Here is a 19,142-nt window from a genome sequence, read left to right as displayed (position 1 = left end):
CATGCGGTTGTAGGTCGCCACGCTGGGAACCGTTGAACTCGGACCTTTGTGGAGCTGCGCTGGATCAGCACAGGTGAGTAAGCACCGCCTGCATTTGCTTTTTCAGCTTACCGGTCGCATCGACCTGCTGCAGCATGGTGGCGCAATCGGGCGGCAATCGCAGCTCCTGGGCGAGCCCTACCTCCAGCATCAGATCCAGCAACGCTCCCAGGTCTTTGATCGGATGGGTCTGGTGGGCACGCACGATGTCACAGACACAGGCAAACACCAGCGGACCGGCTTCGGGGTTGTTGCGTTGCGCGCTGCCCAGGCTGGCGGCGTAGCGTTTGGCTTTCACCAATGGCGTTTTGAACAAAGCTTGCAACACCTGGCCCAGGGCGATTGGATCAATTCGCCGCTGTGCATGGGCCTGTGCCAAGGCATCGACCGCCATCGCGGTCTGCCCCGGCTGTTTGCCACCCAGCGCCAAGGCAAGTGTCAGCACCGCCATCGGATGGTCCGCGTCGATCACAGTGCTGGGCTCCAGCAGCCGCTCGATATAGGCCTGGTTGACCCAGCGGGCCTCCCACCAATCCAGGTTGCTTGCCAAGGCCTGCGATCCTTCGGCAAAAAAGGGTTCCAGTTGTCCCGGCATGGTGCTGGCGAGATAGCGCAAATCGGCCAACGCCAAGTGCTCCAGGTAGAAATGCTCGGGCGCAACACCCTGCTGGGTTCGAATGTCGAAGTGCGGGGAGTGGGTGACATGCCCGTCGTATTCGCGCGTTCGGGTTCCACCTGTCCAGACAAATTGGGGCTGCTTGGTGGGGCGTGGCAGGGCACGCTGCCGTGCCAAATCAAGTTCAGTGGCCGAAACAGTCAAACCGCGATCCTGGTAGATTTTCAGACGGCTTTGCAGTTCGGCAGCATCCAGAAAGCCGCCTTGGTGGCTGGGCGTTGAAATGGGAATGAGTCCCCAGCCTTGTGCTGCCTGATCGATCAGATCGTCAATGCGGAAAGCGAAGCGTTCCAGTGGTGTGGGCGTCTGTGGCCCACTGTAGATGGAGCGGTGCTGCTGATTGGCGTTGGGTTGCCGTTGGCCGGCCAATACAAAAATCAGCAACCGTGAAAGTTCGGCGGGCATCGACCGGGCCTTCATCTTCCTGGCCCGCTTGAGCAAGGGCGCACATTGCTGTTGCTGCTCGGCCGGGAGCGGAGCGGCTTGCACCAGGGTTGCCAGCGCGCATTCCACTTCATCAATGGCGCCCGGATTCTCGAGAGCAAACGCAATGCGCTCAATGCCTTCAGCATCGAGGACCCAGGGCCTCAGTCGCCGTGCTTCGCTCAAGGGGTTCCAAGGTTCGAGTAGCTCTACCGCTTGGGTGGGCACGGTATCGACGGCCGGCTCCGAAGTTGCGGCTCCAAGTAACTTGCTCAGTGCACCGCGATGCACCTGGGCGATTCCCGTGGCATAGGTTCGCAGTTCTTCGCGTTGCTGCTCGTCCAGCCCCCATGTGTGCAAGGCTGCCAATATGGCCGCTTGCACATCGCTTGCGGGGTGTAGCAGGCCCGGCATCGCAACACGGCTGGCCAGTGGCTTGAGCGATGGGTCTTTCAGACTCGCGGCTTGGGCCAGCTTCAATGCGCCCAAAACATGGGCTTTTGCCGCAGCGTAGAACACGGGCGCAAGCGATGGGAGCAGGTCGGCCCCCTGGATCACACCAGCCGAGAACAACGTTCGCAACGCATCGAGTGCCAGAGCAACCGTGGGAGGGATGCGGCTGTGTGTCAGGCCCAGATAGCGCTCGCAAAAAGGAGCCATCTCGTCGGCGCTGGGTGCGAGCAACTGATGAAACCTTGAAAACCATCCAGCGCGCATCTGTATCCAGTCGCTTTCCAGGGTGCCCAGCGTTTTTTCCAGCAGTTGGGCGCGTGTGTAGTGCCCTTGTTCAATACCGTCGAGAAAAACGCGAGACCAGAGAATTTGACCTGTTTTTGCATACTTTTCCATGGATGCAAGGTTGTTTTCCGCGCTGCCTTGTTCTTCAAAAAATGCCAGGAACGCCTCATGCAGTCCGGGATCTGCCTCTAGCCGTGCCGCCCAGCCGCCCGGGCTCTGCCAATGCATCAAGCGCGGCCATCCGATCAATGCGGTGGTGTAGTCGTGTCCTGTTGGGCGATCTGCGCATCCGCTAGCGATCAGGCGCTGTATGGCTTCGATCCCCCATACGTGCTTGGCCAACTGGTTTCCGATGACCCGTTGCAAGGCCTGTCGCCAGACCATGGGGTCTTTCCCCAGTGCGGTCAGAAAGGCCGATGCTTCCTCCCACCGCATGCCCACGTATTCGACCAGGTTGAGCAGGTCCTCAGGATCGCCGCAGGCCAGAGTGGCCAGGTCGTGGGCACGGTGGTGCGCAGCGTTTGCCGGGCGCTTCCAGTGGCCCTTCCCATGGGCTGCAGGCCACAGGCTGTGCTTGATGTCCTGTCCCAGCTCCACCAAGCCCGCCGCACAAGCCCGACGCTGCTGGGGTGTCATGGCCAGACACAGTGTTTTTACCGCCTCGGCATCGCCTTTCTCAATGGCTTCAACAAGTGAATCGTTGAAGGGGCCGACATCGGTTGGTCGAGCATTCATGTTGGAAGTGCTGGAGAAAAATTTAAAGGGCAAAGGCCTTGTCAATCGATCGGCGGTGTTTTCAATGAGGTATCGCTTTTGCCGCGGCTGCTTCTACAGCGAGCACATGTTTGCAAGGTCCGCGTTCGTCCTGGTGCTTGCCGTACCAGGGGCAGGTGCAGCGCCATTGCCCGTCGTGCTCTCGCACGGCGTGAACCGAGTCGCCCTTACCCACGCTGGCCGTCACCGGTGAGAGGCTGTGCAGGGTCACACACCCGCTGTCCAGCAGCTCACTCGCACCGGCGAGGCGGGGGTGCATGTCGTGCAGGGCGGTCAGATCAAAGGGCAGCACACGATGAAAGTAGCAACCATCGGTGAGATCGAATCCCAAGAGCCCACTGGCGCCCAGCACGTGAAGGCCTTGCTGGATTTGTTGCAGTGGCATGTCCAGGCGCTCGCCCAGGTCGGACGCGATCAGCCGGGCTTGCCAATGCAGCTGAGCGCGCAGCTCGGGCAGCTTGGCGTGGTTCTGCATGTGCATGAGGGCTTGCAGGGCCTGGCCTTCACCGCTGAAGGCGCGCCAGGGTTCGGCACTCAAGGCCAGTGTGAGGCGTGCGCCCGGGAGGTCGAGTACCCAGGCGCTGGCCTGCTGGTGGGCGTCCGCATAGACGGTGACCCGCTGCGTGAATGGCAACAAGGGTTCGAGCACGCGCAGGCGGCGGGTATCGCTCAGACGCACGCCGTTCGGGTTGTCGAGTGTGGAGCTGACCAGTCGCCCAGCAACCTGTATCAGCCACAAAGGGGTGTGGTGGGTATTGCCTTTGGGCAGGTGGCGAAACCACTGGATGGTTTCGATTCCGCTGAAGCGCAGCGTCGCGCGCATGTTGGCCAGATAAGACTGCACCTCCACCATGCCACGAAGCCAGCGCAAAGGCAGATCCACCTTGCGCTCGATGATCTGGTCGCGCCCACTCGTGAGATGTACCGCGTCATGCCCGACCGACAAGGCCAGTCCGTCTTCATCGCGAACACGCGCCAGCGCAGAGCGCGTGGGCAGGTTGAAGTCGACGTTGGTGGTGCCTTTTCCCAATACCTCACCCTCATGGCTTTCGGGGAGAAAGTCGGCGCGGATGTAGGCGCTGCAGCAGGAAGAAAAGCCTTCAAACCGAAGCCGCTCTCCATCGACGGTGATCACGGGGTCGGCCAGCGCGATCGCCTTGGCCACGCTGTTGGCCGGGGTGAAGAAGCGCGAACCCACCAGGAGGTGCACCGCGCTGAGCAGGGCGGCGGCCTGGCGCGGAGCAGTGAAGCGCCCTTCGTAGAGATGCGGGTGCGAACTGGCGTCGCTTCCAGGGTTCGATGTCGCAAGATGCAGACCCGATGTGTTTCCCTGGCGCAGTTCGGATCGCGCCAGGTACTGGTAGGCATGGGCGACTCCAGCCATATCCAGCTTCAGTGGGTCGCGGCGGCCAGCGCCTTGGCGATGCGGTGCCGGCTCACCGTGGGCTTGGGTACTTTGTGCGGCAGGTGTTCGAACCAGCGGCGCACGTCGTCTTCCACGCACAGGCCGTGCATGTAGTTGTAGATCGCCTTGCGCAGGCCGATGCCGAGCGCGTCGTGGTCGGTGCCGCTGGGGTCGATGAAGCCGATGTCGTTCTTGGCGAAGCTCACGGGCGGCAGCGGGATCAGCTCGATGCCGTAGGCCGCCGGGTCCAGGCCCACGGGGGAGTGCACGGTGCAGCTGAAGCGGTGGAAGAAACCGCTCTGGATGCAGCCGGCCTCGAACAGCTGGCGCACGTATTCGAGCGCGTCCACCGTGTCCTGCAGCGTCTGGGTCGGGAAGCCGTACATCAGGTAGGCGTGCACCAGGATTCCGGCGTCGGAAAAGCCCTTGGTGACGCGCGCCACCTGCTCGACCGACACGCCTTTTTTCATCAGTGTGAGCAGGCGGTCGCTCGCCACTTCGAGGCCACCGCTCATGGCGATGCAGCCGCTTTGCGCCAGCAGCTCGGCGAGCTCGGGCGTGAAGGTCTTTTCAAACCGGATGTTGCCCCACCACGAGATGTTGAGCTCGCGCCGGATCAGCTCTTCGGCCAGCGCCTTCAGGGCCTTGGGCGGAGCGGCTTCGTCCACGAAATGGAAGCCGGTCTGGCCGGTTTCTTCCACGATGGCCTGGATGCGGTCGGCCAGTTTGCTGGCGGTCGCCGTTTCGTAGCGGCCGATGTAGTCCAGGCTCACGTCGCAGAAGCTGCATTTCTTCCAGTAGCAGCCGTGCGCCACGGTGAGCTTGTTCCAGCGACCGTCGCTCCACAGCCGGTGCATGGGGTTGAGCATGTCGAGCAGGCTCAGGTAGCGGTCCAGCGGCAGGCCGTCCCAGGTGGGCGTGCCCACGTCTTCGAACGGGATGTCGGGTTCGGCGAGGTGGATGTAGCGCACGGTGGCTTTTTCCCCCTCTCCCCCTGGGAGAGGGTTGGGGTGAGGGCTGCCTTCGAGCACAAAGGTGCGCTGCAAGCGCTGCCGCCCACGTTGCCCATGGAGGTGTTCAATCAGCGACAACACCGGTCGCTCGCCCGCATCCAGCGTCACGAAATCCACGAAGTCGAACACGCGTGGGTCCGACAGCTCGCGCAGCTCGGTGTTCACAAAGCCACCGCCCAGGGCGATGCGGATGTGCGGGTTGTGTGACTTGATGGTCTGCGCGATGCGCAAGGCCGCGTAGACCGAGCCGGGAAACGGCACCGAGAGCAGCACCAGCGTGGGCTGGTGGCGGTGGATGGCGGCCAGCGTCAGGTCGCTCAGCAGTTCGTCCACCAGCGTGGGCGGCGCGGCGAGCGCGGCGGCCAGCGGGTCGAAGGTGGGCTGGCTGCTGGCCAGCGACTCGGCGTAGCGCACGAACTCGAAGCGCTCATCGACCGCGTCGCGCAGCACGTCGGCCAGGTCGTTCAGGTAGAGCGTGCAAAGGTGGCGCGCCTTGTCTTGCACGCCCAGCGCGCCGAAGGCCCAGGCCAGCGGGTCGCCGCTGCCGTCGTCCACATACGCGTCGAGCGCGGCAAAGCGCGGGCCCTCGGGCAGCAGGCCGCGCGCGGCGATGCGGTGTGCCAGCGTGGAGTCACGCCCTTGCAGGTAGGCGATGGCCGGGCCGATGGTGCTGCGGTAGGCGTCGAACTGGTCCAGGAAAGCGTGCACGCTGCCTGAGCGCTGCGCCTCGGGCAAGGCCAGCGCGCGGCCACGCACGGCCTCCAGCCCGGCGGGCGTGAACAGCTTCAAGACCAGCGCCAGCGCCAGGTCTTCCTGCACCGCGTTGATGCCGCGCGAGCGCAGGAAGCCGGTGAGGTAGGCGGTGGAGGGGTAGGGCGTGTTGAGCTGCGTCATCGGGGGGATGAGGCTCAAGACGCGGAAATCGGTGGTCATGGGGCGGGCGGCGGTGGTGGGCCGCTGGGCGAGGCGGTCGGGGCGCTGCCGGTGCAGCGCCAGCCGGCAGTTTAAAGGCCCAGCAGCGCGCTTGCACGCAGCCGTTCAGAACCCTGGAAATGCTGGTTCAACCAGTTCTGTACCGCTTCCTGCCGCTGACCCGGCGAGAGCTCGGGCGCGCGGGACAGGCGCTCGATGATGGAGCGGGCGGTGGTCAGTCGCTGTTCCCAATCGGCCTGGGCACGTTCCTCGGCCTGCAGCCGATCCGCCGCCTCCTGGCCCAGCGCCGCCACCCGCTCGCGGTGCCATGCCTGCGGCTCCAGGCCCGCGGGCGCAGCGGCGGTCCACGCCGGTTCGGCCGCGCCCTGGTTTTCCGGGGTCCGGTCCAGGCGCTGGCGCAAGGCCGCTTCTTCTTCCCGGTAGAACGCATCGGCCCAGGCCATGCCCAGCACGTCTCGCCTGACCAGTTGGCGCTCCTGCAGCACGGACGCCCAGCGCTCGGGCCGATTCAGGTCCATGGTCTCGCGGAAGGCGTGTTGCTGCAGTTTCAGGTAGCGGTCCCACACCTCCAGCACCGCCTGTGCGCCCGGGGCGCCCAGGTCGCGTTCGGCCAGCCACGCCACCAGCTGGCGCAGTTCGTCGGGTCGTGTTTCGCCAAGGGTGGTGAGCAACTGGTCGAAGCGGCGGCGCAAGTCGGCATGGGGCATCAGTCGCTGTCCGTCCCAGGCGCCCCAGGCGCCATCGAGTTCGGCGCCGCGCAGGGACCCCTCGGTCAACAGGGTGTGCCACAGGTCTTCAGGCGCCACGGACGGGCGGGGCGCCTGCTGGGCGGCGTTGGCCTGTGGGTTCTCTGCGCCGCCCAACGCCAGCAGGCTCCAGCCTGGATCGGCGCTGCGGTGTGCAGCCGAAGGCGGGACCGCCGGTGACGGGGCCAGCAGGAACAACAGCCCCGCCACACCGGCGACCCCCACCACGGCTCCCACGGCCCGGAGCCGCTGTTTGCCCCCCATCGTCAGAGCCCGGCTTGCTTGAGGCGGTTGGCGTGGGTGCGGTAGAAGGCCACCGGGTCGGGGGTGAACAGCCCGCGCAGGCCGAAGGCCTGATTGACCTCGTCGAGGTGGTTCCACGGGTAGTTGTCGCGCAGCACCACGCCCCAGTGTGAGGCGCAGCGACCCACGAGCCCGTCGTTGGCGCCACCCTTGAAGCTCAGCGAACCCACGGCCAACAGGCCGTCGGTGGGGTCGAGCAGGTTGGTGACCACGCCCGTGCCGCCGACGGAGTAATAGCGCACGTTGTTGACCACGGCCAATCCTTCTCCGCAGGGCTCGCTCGGCTTGCCAGCGGGGAAACGCTGGGTGAACGCCGCGCTGCCCTGGGTGGTGAGCGAGCGCATGGCCGCTTCGGAGTTCTGGGGTTTTGCCTCACCCGACAGGGCACTCACGAGGCCGGCGAAGGCATCCATCAGCTTCGCGGCCACGGCCGTGCTGCCAGTGCCGTCCACCGCAGCCGCAATGTTGTCGGCCACGGGGCTGCCGGCGTGGGGCGAGCCCACACTGGTGGCCGAGGCCACCAGCTCGGGTGCCACGGCCGCCACATAGCGGATGGTGTGACCGCCGTGGCTGTGTCCAATCAGGTTGAATTTCTGGTGCCCGTAGGCGGCTTGCAGCCGGCGCAACTCGGCCAGTAACTGCTCACCACGCACCTCGCTGGCATTGGCCGCCGATTGCTGGGTGACGTACACCTTGGCCCCACTGCTGCGCAACGCCGCCGGAACGCCCCACCAGTAGTCGACCGGGCCGATGGCGTCGAACCCGAACAGGCCGTGCACCAGCACGATGGGATGCCGGGTCTGGGTGTAGCCGCTTTGGGCGCTGGCGGGCATGGCAACGCACGCCGCCACTGCCAGCACGGCGATGGGCAAAAGCTTTCTCATGTGGTCCGTCTCCTCGTTGTAGGTGGATTGGTACCGATTGGTACCAATCGGCCATCACTTTGTAATAGAACGACCGTTCGCTCGGGGAGAGGGTTTGTACCGACGGGTGCGATGGAAAGCAACAAGCGGTGGCGCCGCAGGCGGCGCGGGGGGATCAGCACTCCACGATATTCACCGCCAGCCCGCCGCGCGAAGTCTCCTTGTATTTGGTCTTCATGTCGGCGCCGGTCTCGCGCATGGTCTTGATGACCTTGTCCAGGCTGACGTGGTGCACGCCGTCGCCGCGCATGGCCATGCGCGCGGCGTTGATGGCCTTGACCGAGGCAATGGCGTTGCGTTCGATGCAGGGGATCTGCACCAGGCCGCCCACCGGGTCGCAGGTCAGGCCCAGGTGGTGCTCCATGCCGATCTCGGCCGCGTTCTCCACCTGTTCGGGCGTGCCGCCCAGCACGGCGCACAGGGCGCCGGCCGCCATGGAGCAGGCCACGCCCACCTCGCCCTGGCAGCCGACCTCGGCACCGCTGATGCTGGCGTTTTCCTTGTAGAGGATGCCGATGGCCGCGGCGGTGAGCAGGAAGTCGACCACGCCCTCGTCGGTGGAACTGGGCACGAAGCGCCGGTAGTAGTGCAGCACGGCGGGCACAATGCCGGCCGCGCCGTTGGTGGGCGCGGTGACCACGCGGCCGCCGGCGGCGTTTTCTTCGTTCACCGCCAGCGCGTAGAGGTTGACCCAGTCGAGCACGGCCAGCGGGTCGGTCAGGGCTTTTTCGGGGTGTTGTGTGAGGTCGCGGTAGAGCTGCGGCGCGCGCCGCCGGACCTTGAAGCCGCCGGGCAGCACACCGTCGGTGCGGCAGCCGCGCTCCACGCAGGCCTGCATCGCCACCCAGATGCGCAGCAGCCCTTCGCGCACCTCGACGTCGCTGCGCCAGTGGCGCTCGTTGGCGCGCATCACGCCGGCGATGGACAGCCCTTGCTCGCGGCAGCGTTGCAGCAATTCGTCGCCCGAGCGGAACGGCACGGGCAGCTGGGTCGCGTCGGGTGCGATCACTTTCTGTTTGCTGCCGTCGGCGGCCACCTCATCACTGACCACGAAGCCGCCGCCCACCGAGTAGTAGGTGCGCTCGGCGAGCAGCGTGCCGGCGGCGTCCCAGGCGCTCAGGCGCATGCCGTTGGCGTGGAAGGGCAGGGTCTGGTTGCGGAAGAAGGAGAGGTCTTCGCGGTCGTTCCAGGCCACGGTGTGCTGCTCCAGCAGCTGGATGCTTCCGCTGGAGCGGATGCCGTCGATGGTCGGTTCCACCGACTCGATCGGCACCGACTCGGGCTCATGCCCGCACAGGCCGAGCAGCACGGCCTTGTCGCTGCCGTGGCCCTTGCCGGTGGCGCCCAGCGAACCGTACAGCCCGCAATGCACGCGCGCCACCTGCGCGAGCAGGCCGTGGGCCTGCAGCCCGGCGACGAATAGCCGCGCGGCCCGCATGGGCCCCACGGTGTGCGAGCTGCTGGGACCGATGCCGATCTTGAACAGATCAAAAGCCGAAATGGCCATGGTGTCTCCTGGTTGTTGTGTGGTCTTGTATGGGGCGGTTTCAGGCCGTGGCGGATCGCAGTGTGGCGTGGGGCGACAACCGCTCTTGCCACTGTGCCACGTGCCCGGTGAGCTGGTGCGCGGTGATGGCAGAGAGCGTCCAGCCCAGATGGCCATGGCCGGTGTTGTAGAACACGTTGGCCAACCGGCCCGCGCCCACGCGCGGCAGCATGTTGGGCATCATGGGCCGCAGGCCGGCCCAGGGCTCCACGCGGCGCGTGCTCACGCCGGGGAAACACCGGTTCACCCAGTCCACCAGCGGGCGGATGCGGTCGGCGCGAATGTCCAGGTTCATGCCGTTGAACTCGGCCGTGCCGGCCACGCGGAAGCGGTCCAACCCGAGTCGGCTGGTGACCAGCTTGGTTTCATCGTCCAGCAGACTCACCGTGGGCGCAGCGGCCTGGCTGTGCTCGTCGTTCAGCATCACGGTGATGGAATAGCCCTTGACCGGGTAGACGTTGAGCCGGTCGCCGAGCTGCGCGCCCAGGGCGCGGCTGTGCACGCCGGCGCAGACCACCACGGCGTCGGCACTCAGCACCTCGCCGCTGGCGAGCGTGACCTGTGCCGCTGTGCCGTTGCTCTGCACACGCGCCACGGTCTGGCCGGTCAGCAGCTTCACGCCCAGGCGCTCGCAGGCCAGGGACAGGCCGTGGGTGTACTTGTGGATGTCACCGGTGCTGTCGCTCTCGGTGTAGTAGCCGCCGAAGTACTCGCCGGCCAGTGTGGGCTCGATGGCGCGCATCTCGTCGGGGGTGACGGCGCGGCGCGGCAAACCGCCTTCGGCCAGCAGCTTCGAGACTTCGCCCGCGTGCTCGAAGCCGGCCTTGTCGCGGTAGATGTGCAGGATGCCCTGCTGCTTCAGGTCGAAATCGATGCCCTCGGCCTGCGCCCAGCCAAACAGGTGCTCGCGCGCGGCGATCGCCAGGCGGGCGGTGACGATGGTGTTGTCGCGGTATTTCGGGATGGACGCCACGAACTCCGCGAACCAGCTGAGCTTGTGCCAGCTGGGCTTGGGGTTGACGAGCAAGGGCGCGTCGGCCTTGAGCATCCACTTCAGGCCCTTGATGAGCGTGGAGGGGTGGGTCCAGACCTCGGCGTTGGAGGCCGAGAGCTGACCGCCGTTGGCGTGGCTGGTTTCCATGCCCGCGTAGCGGTGTTTTTCGATCAGGGTGACCTGGTGACCCTGACGGGCCAGGGCGTAGGCGCTGGTGACGCCGGTGATGCCGCCGCCGATGACGATGAGGTGTGGCTGTGCCATGGGAATCTCTTTCAAAGCCGTCAAACAAAGGGGCACGAACCGCACACCGTGTGCGGGCCATGACCCCCTCTGTTTGTGACCTGAGAGATTCACCCACCGGTGTGGCGGGCTTGCTCCTGCGGTGGGCCGGGACGACGAATCCCGGCCGCTCTTCAGAGTGTGTGGTGCGGCGATACGCACCGAATGCGCCTCAGCGGTCTGGGCTGCCTGAGAGTTTCCGGGGTGGTTGCTCCTTCGGCGCCAGGGCTCGCGGGCCCTGGTCTCTCCCGCTGTGGCGGTTTGTTCAAGCGATGGTTTTGTCCGTTGCTACATCAGAGGGGTGGCACCGAAGGCGACGCGGGGGTCAGTCCCCCACCGGCACGCAGCTGCAGAACAGGTTGCGGTCGCCGTAGACGTTGTCGATGCGGCCCACGGGCGGCCAGTACTTGGCGTGTGCGCGGGTCGATGCACTGGCGGCGCCCACGTCGCGCGCGTAGGGGTGCGGCCAGTCGGCCTTCATGAGGCTGTCGGCCGTGTGCGGCGCGTTCTTCAGCGGGTTGTCGTCTTGCGGCCACTCGCCCTTTTCCACGCGGCGGACTTCCTCGCGGATCGCGATCATGGCGTCGATGAAACGGTCCAGCTCTTCCAACGTCTCGCTTTCGGTCGGTTCGACCATCAGGGTGTTGGCCACCGGGAAGCTCAACGTGGGCGCGTGGAAGCCGTAGTCCATCAGGCGCTTGGCCACGTCCTCGGCCATCACGCCGCTGGTTTCCTTCAGCCCACGCAGGTCCAGGATGCACTCGTGTGCCACGTGGCCGTTGGCCGAGGCGTAGAGCGTGGGGTAGTGCGGCGCCAGGCGTTTGCTGATGTAGTTCGCGGCCAGGATCGCGGCTTCGGTGGCGTGCTTCAGGCCGTCGGCGCCCATCATGCGGATGTACATCCAACTGATGGGCAGCACGGCGGCGTTGCCGAGGGGGGCCGCACTCACGGCGCCGACGCGGAACTTGTCTTCCGTCTCGGGCGTGCCGCACACACCGGCCGGCTCGGCGCCAGCGCGGTGACCCGGCAGGAAGGGCACGAGGTCGGCCACCACGCAGACCGGGCCGACGCCGGGGCCGCCACCGCCGTGGGGAATGCAGAAGGTCTTGTGCAGGTTCAGGTGGCTCACGTCGCCGCCGAACTCGCCCGGCGCTGCCACGCCCACCAGCGCGTTCATGTTGGCGCCGTCTACGTAGACCCGGCCGCCGTGGCTGTGCACCAGGGCGCAGAGCTCCTTGACCGTGGTCTCGAACACGCCGTGGGTGCTGGGGTAGGTGATCATCACGCAGGCCAGGTTGGCGCTGTGTTTTTCGCACTGGGCCTGCAGGTCGGCCATGTCCACGTTGCCGCTCTCGTCGCACTTGGTCACCACCACCTGCAGGCCCGCCATCTGGGCGCTGGCGGGGTTGGTGCCGTGGGCCGACGAAGGAATCAGGCAGATGTTGCGGTGCGCTTCACCCCGCGAGGCGTGGAAGGCCTTGATGGCCAGCAGGCCGGCGTATTCGCCCTGCGAGCCGGCGTTGGGCTGCAGGCTGATGCCGGCGTAGCCCGTGGCCTGGCACAGCCAGGCGCGCAGCTGTTCGTCCAGCTCTTGGTAGCCCTGCAGCTGGTCGGCCGGCGCGAAGGGGTGCACATTGGCGAATTCGGGCCAGGTGATGGGGATCATCTCGCTGGTCGCGTTGAGCTTCATGGTGCAAGAGCCCAGCGGGATCATGCTGCGGTCCAGCGCGAGGTCCTTGTCGGACAGCGCGCGCAGGTAACGCAGCATGCCGGTCTCAGAGTGGTGGCTGTTGAACACCGGGTGCGAGAGGTAGGCGCTGGTGCGGCGCAGCTCGGCGGGGATCAGGGGCTCGATGCCTTTTTCGAAGGCGGCGAAGCTGGGTAGGGTCTGGCCGTCTTTCGCGAATACCGACCACAGCAGGGCGATGTCCTCGCGCGTGGTGGTTTCGTCCAGCGACATGCTCACGTACTGGCCCCACGACAGCTTCAGGTTGGCGCCCTTGGTCACGGCCTTGGCCACGATGGCCTTCGCTTGGGCCGCGTCGGCGGCCTTCACGGTCAGCGTGTCGAAGGCCGATGTGCTCGTCAGCGTGTGGCCCAGTTGCGCCAGCCCTTGCGCCAGCACCGCGGTGTACGCGGCCACGCGCTGCGCGATGCGCTTCAGACCCTGCGGGCCGTGGTACACGGCGTACATGCTGGCCACCACGGCCGGCAGCACCTGCGCCGTGCAGATGTTGGAGGTGGCCTTCTCGCGGCGGATGTGCTGCTCGCGCGTCTGCAGCGCGAGGCGGTAAGCCGGGTTGCCGTGGGTGTCCACGCTCACGCCCACCAGGCGGCCGGGCAGCGAGCGCTTGAACTCGTCGCGGCAGGCCATGTAGGCGGCGTGCGGGCCGCCGGCGCCCATGGGCATGCCGAAACGTTGGGTGGTGCCGATCGCGATGTCGGCGTTGAACTCGCCGGGGGGCACCAGCAGCGTGAGCGCCAGCAGATCGGCCGCCACGATGAAGGCGGCCTGCTTGCTGTGCACGGTCTGCACCTCGGCGCGCAGGTCGTCGATGCGGCCGCTGGTGGACGGGTACTGCGCGAGCACGGCGAAGTAGTCGTCGCCCTTCAGTGCCTCGGCCCACTCGGTGGCCGAGTTGGCCAGCTTCACCACCAGGCCCAGCGGCTTCGCGCGGGTCTGGATGACCTCGATGGTCTGCGGGTGCGCGTCACCGGCCACCACGATCACGTTGCCCTTGGCCTTGACCGAGCGCTTGGCCAGCGTCATGGCTTCGGCGGCGGCGGTGGCTTCGTCGAGCATGGACGCGTTGGCGATCGCCATGCCGGTCAGGTCGGTCACCATGGTCTGGAAATTCACCAGCGCTTCCATGCGGCCCTGTGAAATCTCGGCCTGGTAGGGCGTGTAGGCGGTGTACCAGGCGGGGTTTTCCAGCACGTTGCGCAGGATCACGCCCGGCGTGTGCGTGCCGTAATAGCCCTGGCCGATGAAGCTCTTGAACACCTGGTTCTTGGCCGCAATGGCCTTGAGCTCGGCCAGCGCAGCGGCTTCGGTCACGGCGGGCGGCAGGTCCATGCCCGTGCTGCGCGCGATGCTGCGCGGCACGATGCCGTCGATCAGGGCGCGGCGCGAGGCCTCGCCGATGACGGACAGCATCAGCGTTTCGTCGGCTTCGCTGATGCCGATGTGGCGGGCGATGAACTCGCTCGGGTTTTCGAGTTCATCCAGGGGTTTGACGGACGGCATCAGCATGGGACGACCTTGTGGGGGAATAGGAAAGTCAAAAATTCAAACAAGCGAATAAAACCCGCCGCGAGCGAAGTGCCCCGATTCAAGGGCGCCGCGGAACCGGCTTCGCCGGGCCGCCAGCGCCGCCCCCTTGAGGGGGACGCGCGCAGCGCGGCAGGGGTGGGTCAAGCTCAAGCGGCGAAAGCGGCGTAAGCGGTTTCGTCGAGCAGGGCGTCAAGCTGCGACGCGTCCGACAGCTTGACCTTGAAGAACCAGCCGGCGCCCAGCGGGTCGCTGTTGGCCAGGGCCGGGTCGGCGCGCAGGGCCTCGTTCACTTCGGTGATGACGCCGCTCACGGGCATGTACACATCGGCTGCGGCCTTGACGGACTCGACCACGCCGGCCACGTCCTTCTGGGCCAGGGTCTTGCCCACTTCGGGCAGGTCCACGAACACCACGTCGCCCAGCGCGTCCTGCGCGTGGTGGGTGATGCCGACGGTGGCGACGTCGCCGTCAACGCTGATCCATTCGTGGTCTTCGGTGTATTTGGTGGTCATGGTGGGCTCCGGTGAAGAAAGTTGAAATGGGGCGGCTCAGCCGCGGAAGTATCTATTGGGAACGAAGGGCATGGGCGCGACCTCCATCGGCACGGCCTTGCCGCGCACGAGCGCGTTCACACGGGTGCCGACGGCGGCGAATTCGGGTGCGACGTAGCCGATGGCCACGGGCTTGTCGGCCGTCGGGCCGAGCAGGCCGCTGGTGACTTCGCCGATCTTCACGCCGGCCGGGCTCTGCAGTTCCACGTGCTCGCGCACGGGCACGCGCTCCAGCGCGACCAGGCCCACGCGCTTGCGCGTCAGGGCGACCGTGCCGTCGAGCTGGCCGAGCACGCGGTCAGCGCCCGGGAACCCGCCAGCGCGGGCACCCCCGGTACGGCGCACCTTCTGCATCGCCCAGTTCAGCGCCGCCTCGACCGGCGTGGTCGTGGTGTCGATGTCGTTGCCATAGAGGCACAGGCCGGCTTCGAGGCGCAGCGAATTGCGCGCGCCCAGGCCGATGGGTTTGACTTCGGGCTGGGCCAGCAGGGCCCGGGCAAAGGCTTCGGCGCTGGCCGCGGGCAAGGAGATTTCGCAACCGTCTTCGCCGGTGTAGCCGCTGCGGGTGACGAACAGGTCGGCGCCGTTCCAGGTGAAGGCGGCGCCGGTCATGAACACCAGTTGCTCCACGCCGGGCAGCAGGCGCTGCAGCGCGGTCACGGCCTGCGGGCCCTGCAGGGCGAGCAGGGCGCGGTCGAATTGTGGGGTGACGGTGCAGCGTTGGCCGATGCGCAGGGCGATGTGGGCCAGGTCGCCGTGCTTGCAGGCGCCGTTGACGATCACGAAGATGTCCGAGCCCCGGTTGACGAACATCAGGTCGTCGATGATGCCGCCTTCGTCGGTCAGCAGCAGGCCGTAGCGCTGCTTGCCCACGGGCAGGTCGATCACGTCCACCGGCATGAGCGACTCGAACGCGGCGGCGGCGTCGGGGCCGGAGAGCGTGAGCTGGCCCATGTGCGAGACGTCGAACAGGCCGGCAGCGGCGCGGGTGTGGTGGTGTTCGGCCATCAGGCCGGCGGGGTACTGCACCGGCATGCTGTAGCCGGCAAAGGGCACCATGCGGGCACCGAGTTCAAGGTGCAGGGCGTGCAGCGGGGTCTGGAGCAGGTCGGTACTGGCGGAGCTGTGGGACACGGCGGGCTTTCCGGAACGCTCGGGCGTTCATTGGGGGCAGGCCTCTGGGCAGAGGGTCAACACGGTGCATCCGTGCGCTGCCCCTCTGTCCGCTTTACCTGAGAGATTCGCGCGGACGATGCCGCACTTGCTCCTTCGGTGGACCGCCTCGGGGGGCGGCCTCTCTCCAGTGGGGGACACCGCCCGTGAAAGCGGTGGTTGCCAGTCCTTTTGCCTGAGCGTTCAGGACCTTCCCGCGATATGCGGCCCGGTCTCCTGCGCCTTCGGCGGCGCCCTGTGCGGGCACGCTCTCCTGACCGGCGGAGTTTACCTCAGGCCGCGGCCACCACGGGGCTGGGGCGGCGCGAAAGCTGCGCGTTCAGGAGCGCCGCCACCACCGCCACCAGCAGGATCAGCATGATGGGGTGGGCCGGCGACATGTAGCGCGGGATGTTGTGGGACACAAAGGCATAAAAGGACATCAGGCCGAACGGCAGCACGGTCAGGGCCAGCAGGTCGGGCCGCCGCCGCAGCATTCCCACGAAGAACGCCGTCAACAGCGCCAGACCGGCCAGCAGGTTCAGCACCTCCACGATGGTGTCCTGCGTCGCCAGGCTCACGAGCGGAATCTCGACCTTTTTCAGGCCCCAGAAACCGTGCCAGAAAAAGGGCAGGGTCATGAACAGGTGGCGCACCGGACGCTCCTTGAGCATGCGGATCGCTTCATCGCGGCGTTGGCCGTCGACCACCTCTTCTGGGTAATGGTTGCCCTGTACCCTGAGCTGGTTGAGCAGGATGGTGTACCTCGCGCCGGCTTCGGCGTGGAAGCTCACGGCGAGGTCCGGACGGCCCGCGCGAATGGCCTCGATGTCCGATTTCCAGAAGCTGGACAGTCCCCGGTTGAGCCGTTGCCAGCGCCCGCCACGCTCGAACTCGTCGCGGTCCGTCGGGCCGAACCGCGTGCCGTCAACGAGTTTGCGGTAGATGGTGGGGCTCTTCTCGTAGATCAGGCCAATGACTTCGTCGTTGGTCATGTTGTTGAGCGTGGCCCGGCCGTGCAGGATGAGCCCCCCGCGGTCCGAGATGCGCATGCTGTCGAACTGCAGGTGGTTGCGGACCATCCAGGGCGCCACGACCACCGCCAGCCCCAGGCCCATGGCCAGCCCCCAGGTGGCGATCCGGCCCACCGAGACCTGCATGCGCTGGCGCGCAAACAGCATGACGGCCACCAGCAACAGCAAGGCGACCAGGTTGATGTAGAGCGACGAGGCCTTGGTGAGCGCAAGCAGCCCCATGGCGGCGCCACCGGCCAGGAAGTGGCCGGTCTTCTGGTCTTTCACGCCGCGGTACAGCAGGTACGAACCCCAGACGATCGCCGTGGCCGTGGTCAGCTCGGTGTAGAAGGTGTCGATGTACTCGCGGGCGTTGAAGAAGAACACATAGGTCAACAAGGTGGCCGCCAGGGTGGCGGCGATGCTGTGCGTGAGCCGGCGCGTGAGCAGCCACACCCCGAGCAGCCCGGTGAACACCCAGATCAGGTTGCTCATCTTCACGAAGCGGGTCAGCTCACCGGCCCGGAAATGGCCGAACCCCAGGTGCTCGCTGTGGTTGGGCGCGAACAGCGCCAGGTAGGCGTAGGCCACCATGGGCGGCAGGGGTTCGCGGAAGTTGGTGGGTTGGGGGTTGGCACCCCCTTCGTGCGAGAACACGCCGTGTTTGTACAGATTGGTGGCGATCAGCAGGTTCTGGATGCCGTCGCCGAGCACGGGGCTGTCGGTGATGTTGCGTTCGCTGTGGTAGGTCAGGCCGGCACAAAGCAGCAGGGGCAGGGCCCAGCCGTGAACGAAGGAGCGTCGGACCCGGGCATAGAGGGCCGGCTGGCGGCGGGCCAGATAGCTGACCAGCACCTCCAGCAGCAGCCAGACCGCCGCGATCTTCAGGCCCCACAGCAGCCCACGGGGGATCACGACGCCAAGATCCGGCTGGAAGAAGGCTTTGGGGATCTTGACGCTGAGGAAGGGATCGGCGCCGGTGCTCTGGAAGGTGATGGCCTGCGGCGTGGTGTCCAGTGCCTTCACTTCCGCGTTGGGGTGAAGCGCTGCCCGCAGCGCCTCACCCTGAAGCCGCCGTTCGGCCCAGCGGCTCGACAGCCTGACCTCACTGATCTCGAACCGGCCCGGCTGGGTCAAGGGGTCGATGCGAACTTCCTGGATCGCCCGGTAGCCGCGGATGGCAATCGAATAGCGTTGCCAGCTGTCCTGGGCGGCTCTGCGGGTTTCGCGCAAGCGGGGGTCGAAGTGGCTGCCGGGCACGTCGTAGTAGATCTCGACCGGGCCGCTGTGATCGACCCGCATCTCGAAGTCGACGTCCAGGCTCTGGTGAAGATGGGCCAGGGCGATGTAGGTCGCCAGACCCAGCAGAAGCACCAGCAACGTGCGGACGACCGAACCGCCCAGTGACAGGGTTCGGAAAGAGGCGATTCGGTCTGCGGGCATACAGCGGGCGGGGTTTGTGGGGCGTGTGACAGGACGCCTGGTGCCTTGTGCTGCCGTCGGTCTTCACGACGTGCGTTGACAAAGTCTTGCGATTGTGATTTTAGTGTGACCAATGTCACCAAAAGACCGGACCGAGCGGTACCACGTGCCTTTGGGAAGCGTTCTCCCTCTTTGTGGGGAGTTTGTGCGGCGCCAGTTGCTCTGGTGCAACGCTGGTTGCCGCAATCCCCTGTACGGGCCTCAGATTGGGCTGAATTCGTAACAGCCCGAAACCGGGTTCCAGACCACCTGTCGCTGCGCCCGGCTGCGGCAGGCCTCGATCCGGCGGGCGTTGGGCTCGTCGGTGCTCTCGATCCAGTCCAGCGCCTGTTCCCGGGTTCGGCCGAACTGCTCGTGCCGGCGTCTCAGGCGCTCCAGCCGCAGGGCGGCGTCCACGTGCAGGTACCAGACTTCGTCGAGCAGGTCGGCCACCGGCAGCCAGGCCGGGTCGTCGTCCAGCAGCAGGTAGTTGCCCTCGGTGATGATCAGCGGCGTGCGGGCGAACACCGGCAGGGCGCCGGCCACGGGTTCTTCGATCTCGCGCCGGAAGTCGGGCGCGTAGACCACGTCGTGCGGCGCCTGGTCGCGCAGGCGCCGCAGCAGGGCGGCGTAACCGGCGGCGTCAAAGGTGTCGGGCGCGCCCTTGCGCTGGGCGCGGCCCAGGCGCTCCAGTTCCACCTGTGCCAGGTGGTAGCCGTCCATGGGAACGGCCTGGGCCCGGTCGCCCAGGTGATCGGCCAGCAGCGTGGCCAGGGTGGATTTGCCCGAGCCGGGGGGCCCCACGATGCCCAGCAGGCGGCGCGGACCGCTGGCGAGCGCGTCGAGCTGGTGGATCAGGGCGGGGTCGAGGCGGGTGGTGGGCATGGCGTGGCGTG

Annotated in this window: 12 protein-coding genes and 4 riboswitches; all 12 genes read right to left on the bottom strand. The window is 66.6% G+C overall.

Features of this window, described 5'->3' with window-relative positions:
* Positions 1-64 precede the first annotated feature (64 nt).
* The 12 genes from AC07YZ_RS05475 to AC07YZ_RS05420 all read right to left on the bottom strand — a co-directional run bounded on the left by AC07YZ_RS05475 (position 65) and on the right by AC07YZ_RS05420 (position 19,131).
* A complete protein-coding gene (locus AC07YZ_RS05475; RefSeq protein ID WP_494794009.1) occupies positions 65-2,611 on the bottom strand; it encodes a DUF6493 family protein in 2,547 nt (848 codons plus the stop codon).
* A 61-nt stretch (positions 2,612-2,672) separates the two neighbouring features.
* The gene (locus AC07YZ_RS05470) at positions 2,673-4,034 is read right to left on the bottom strand and encodes an SWIM zinc finger family protein (RefSeq protein WP_494794008.1); all 1,362 of its coding nucleotides are present in this window, start codon (positions 4,032-4,034) and stop codon (positions 2,673-2,675) included.
* A gap of 8 nt (positions 4,035-4,042) precedes the next feature.
* Positions 4,043-6,001 (bottom strand): B12-binding domain-containing radical SAM protein, encoded by a 1,959-nt coding sequence (locus AC07YZ_RS05465; protein ID WP_494794007.1) that lies wholly within the window; start codon positions 5,999-6,001, stop codon positions 4,043-4,045.
* 71 nt (positions 6,002-6,072) lie between these two features.
* Positions 6,073-6,972: a lipase secretion chaperone gene (locus AC07YZ_RS05460; RefSeq protein WP_494794006.1), complete on the bottom strand. Its 900-nt coding sequence runs from the start codon at positions 6,970-6,972 to the stop codon at positions 6,073-6,075.
* A 41-nt stretch (positions 6,973-7,013) separates the two neighbouring features.
* Positions 7,014-7,934, bottom strand: coding sequence for an esterase/lipase family protein (locus tag AC07YZ_RS05455; RefSeq protein ID WP_226492425.1), 921 nt, complete (start codon positions 7,932-7,934; stop codon positions 7,014-7,016).
* 154 nt (positions 7,935-8,088) lie between these two features.
* A complete protein-coding gene (locus tag AC07YZ_RS05450; protein WP_494794005.1) occupies positions 8,089-9,480 on the bottom strand; it encodes an L-serine ammonia-lyase in 1,392 nt (463 codons plus the stop codon).
* 40 nt (positions 9,481-9,520) lie between these two features.
* On the bottom strand, positions 9,521-10,777 hold the full coding sequence (locus tag AC07YZ_RS05445; RefSeq protein WP_494794004.1) for a D-amino acid dehydrogenase: 1,257 nt from the start codon (positions 10,775-10,777) through the stop codon (positions 9,521-9,523).
* 59 nt (positions 10,778-10,836) lie between these two features.
* A riboswitch (glycine riboswitch) is annotated at positions 10,837-10,943 on the bottom strand.
* Positions 10,944-10,961: 18 nt separating this feature from the next.
* Positions 10,962-11,056, bottom strand: a riboswitch (glycine riboswitch).
* 64 nt (positions 11,057-11,120) lie between these two features.
* Positions 11,121-14,048 (bottom strand): aminomethyl-transferring glycine dehydrogenase, encoded by a 2,928-nt coding sequence (gene gcvP / locus AC07YZ_RS05440; RefSeq protein ID WP_494794003.1) that lies wholly within the window; start codon positions 14,046-14,048, stop codon positions 11,121-11,123.
* 167 nt (positions 14,049-14,215) lie between these two features.
* On the bottom strand, positions 14,216-14,581 hold the full coding sequence (gene gcvH, locus AC07YZ_RS05435) for a glycine cleavage system protein GcvH (protein WP_494794002.1): 366 nt from the start codon (positions 14,579-14,581) through the stop codon (positions 14,216-14,218).
* 36 nt (positions 14,582-14,617) lie between these two features.
* Positions 14,618-15,754, bottom strand: coding sequence for a glycine cleavage system aminomethyltransferase GcvT (gcvT, locus tag AC07YZ_RS05430; protein ID WP_494794001.1), 1,137 nt, complete (start codon positions 15,752-15,754; stop codon positions 14,618-14,620).
* Between the two features lie 75 nt (positions 15,755-15,829).
* Positions 15,830-15,934: riboswitch (glycine riboswitch) on the bottom strand.
* A gap of 12 nt (positions 15,935-15,946) precedes the next feature.
* Positions 15,947-16,059: riboswitch (glycine riboswitch) on the bottom strand.
* A 6-nt stretch (positions 16,060-16,065) separates the two neighbouring features.
* Positions 16,066-18,228 carry a glycosyltransferase family 39 protein gene (locus AC07YZ_RS05425; protein WP_494794000.1) on the bottom strand — a complete coding sequence of 721 codons (2,163 nt, stop codon included), beginning with the start codon at positions 18,226-18,228 and terminating at the stop codon, positions 16,066-16,068.
* 240 nt (positions 18,229-18,468) lie between these two features.
* Positions 18,469-19,131 carry a nucleoside/nucleotide kinase family protein gene (locus tag AC07YZ_RS05420; protein ID WP_494793999.1) on the bottom strand — a complete coding sequence of 221 codons (663 nt, stop codon included), beginning with the start codon at positions 19,129-19,131 and terminating at the stop codon, positions 18,469-18,471.
* Positions 19,132-19,142 lie beyond the last annotated feature (11 nt).

The sequence above is a fragment of the Hydrogenophaga sp. GW101-3F08 genome, assembly GCF_059424585.1.
The sequence above is the reverse complement of the archived record's forward strand: the minus strand, read 5'-3'. Positions and strand labels throughout refer to the sequence as shown.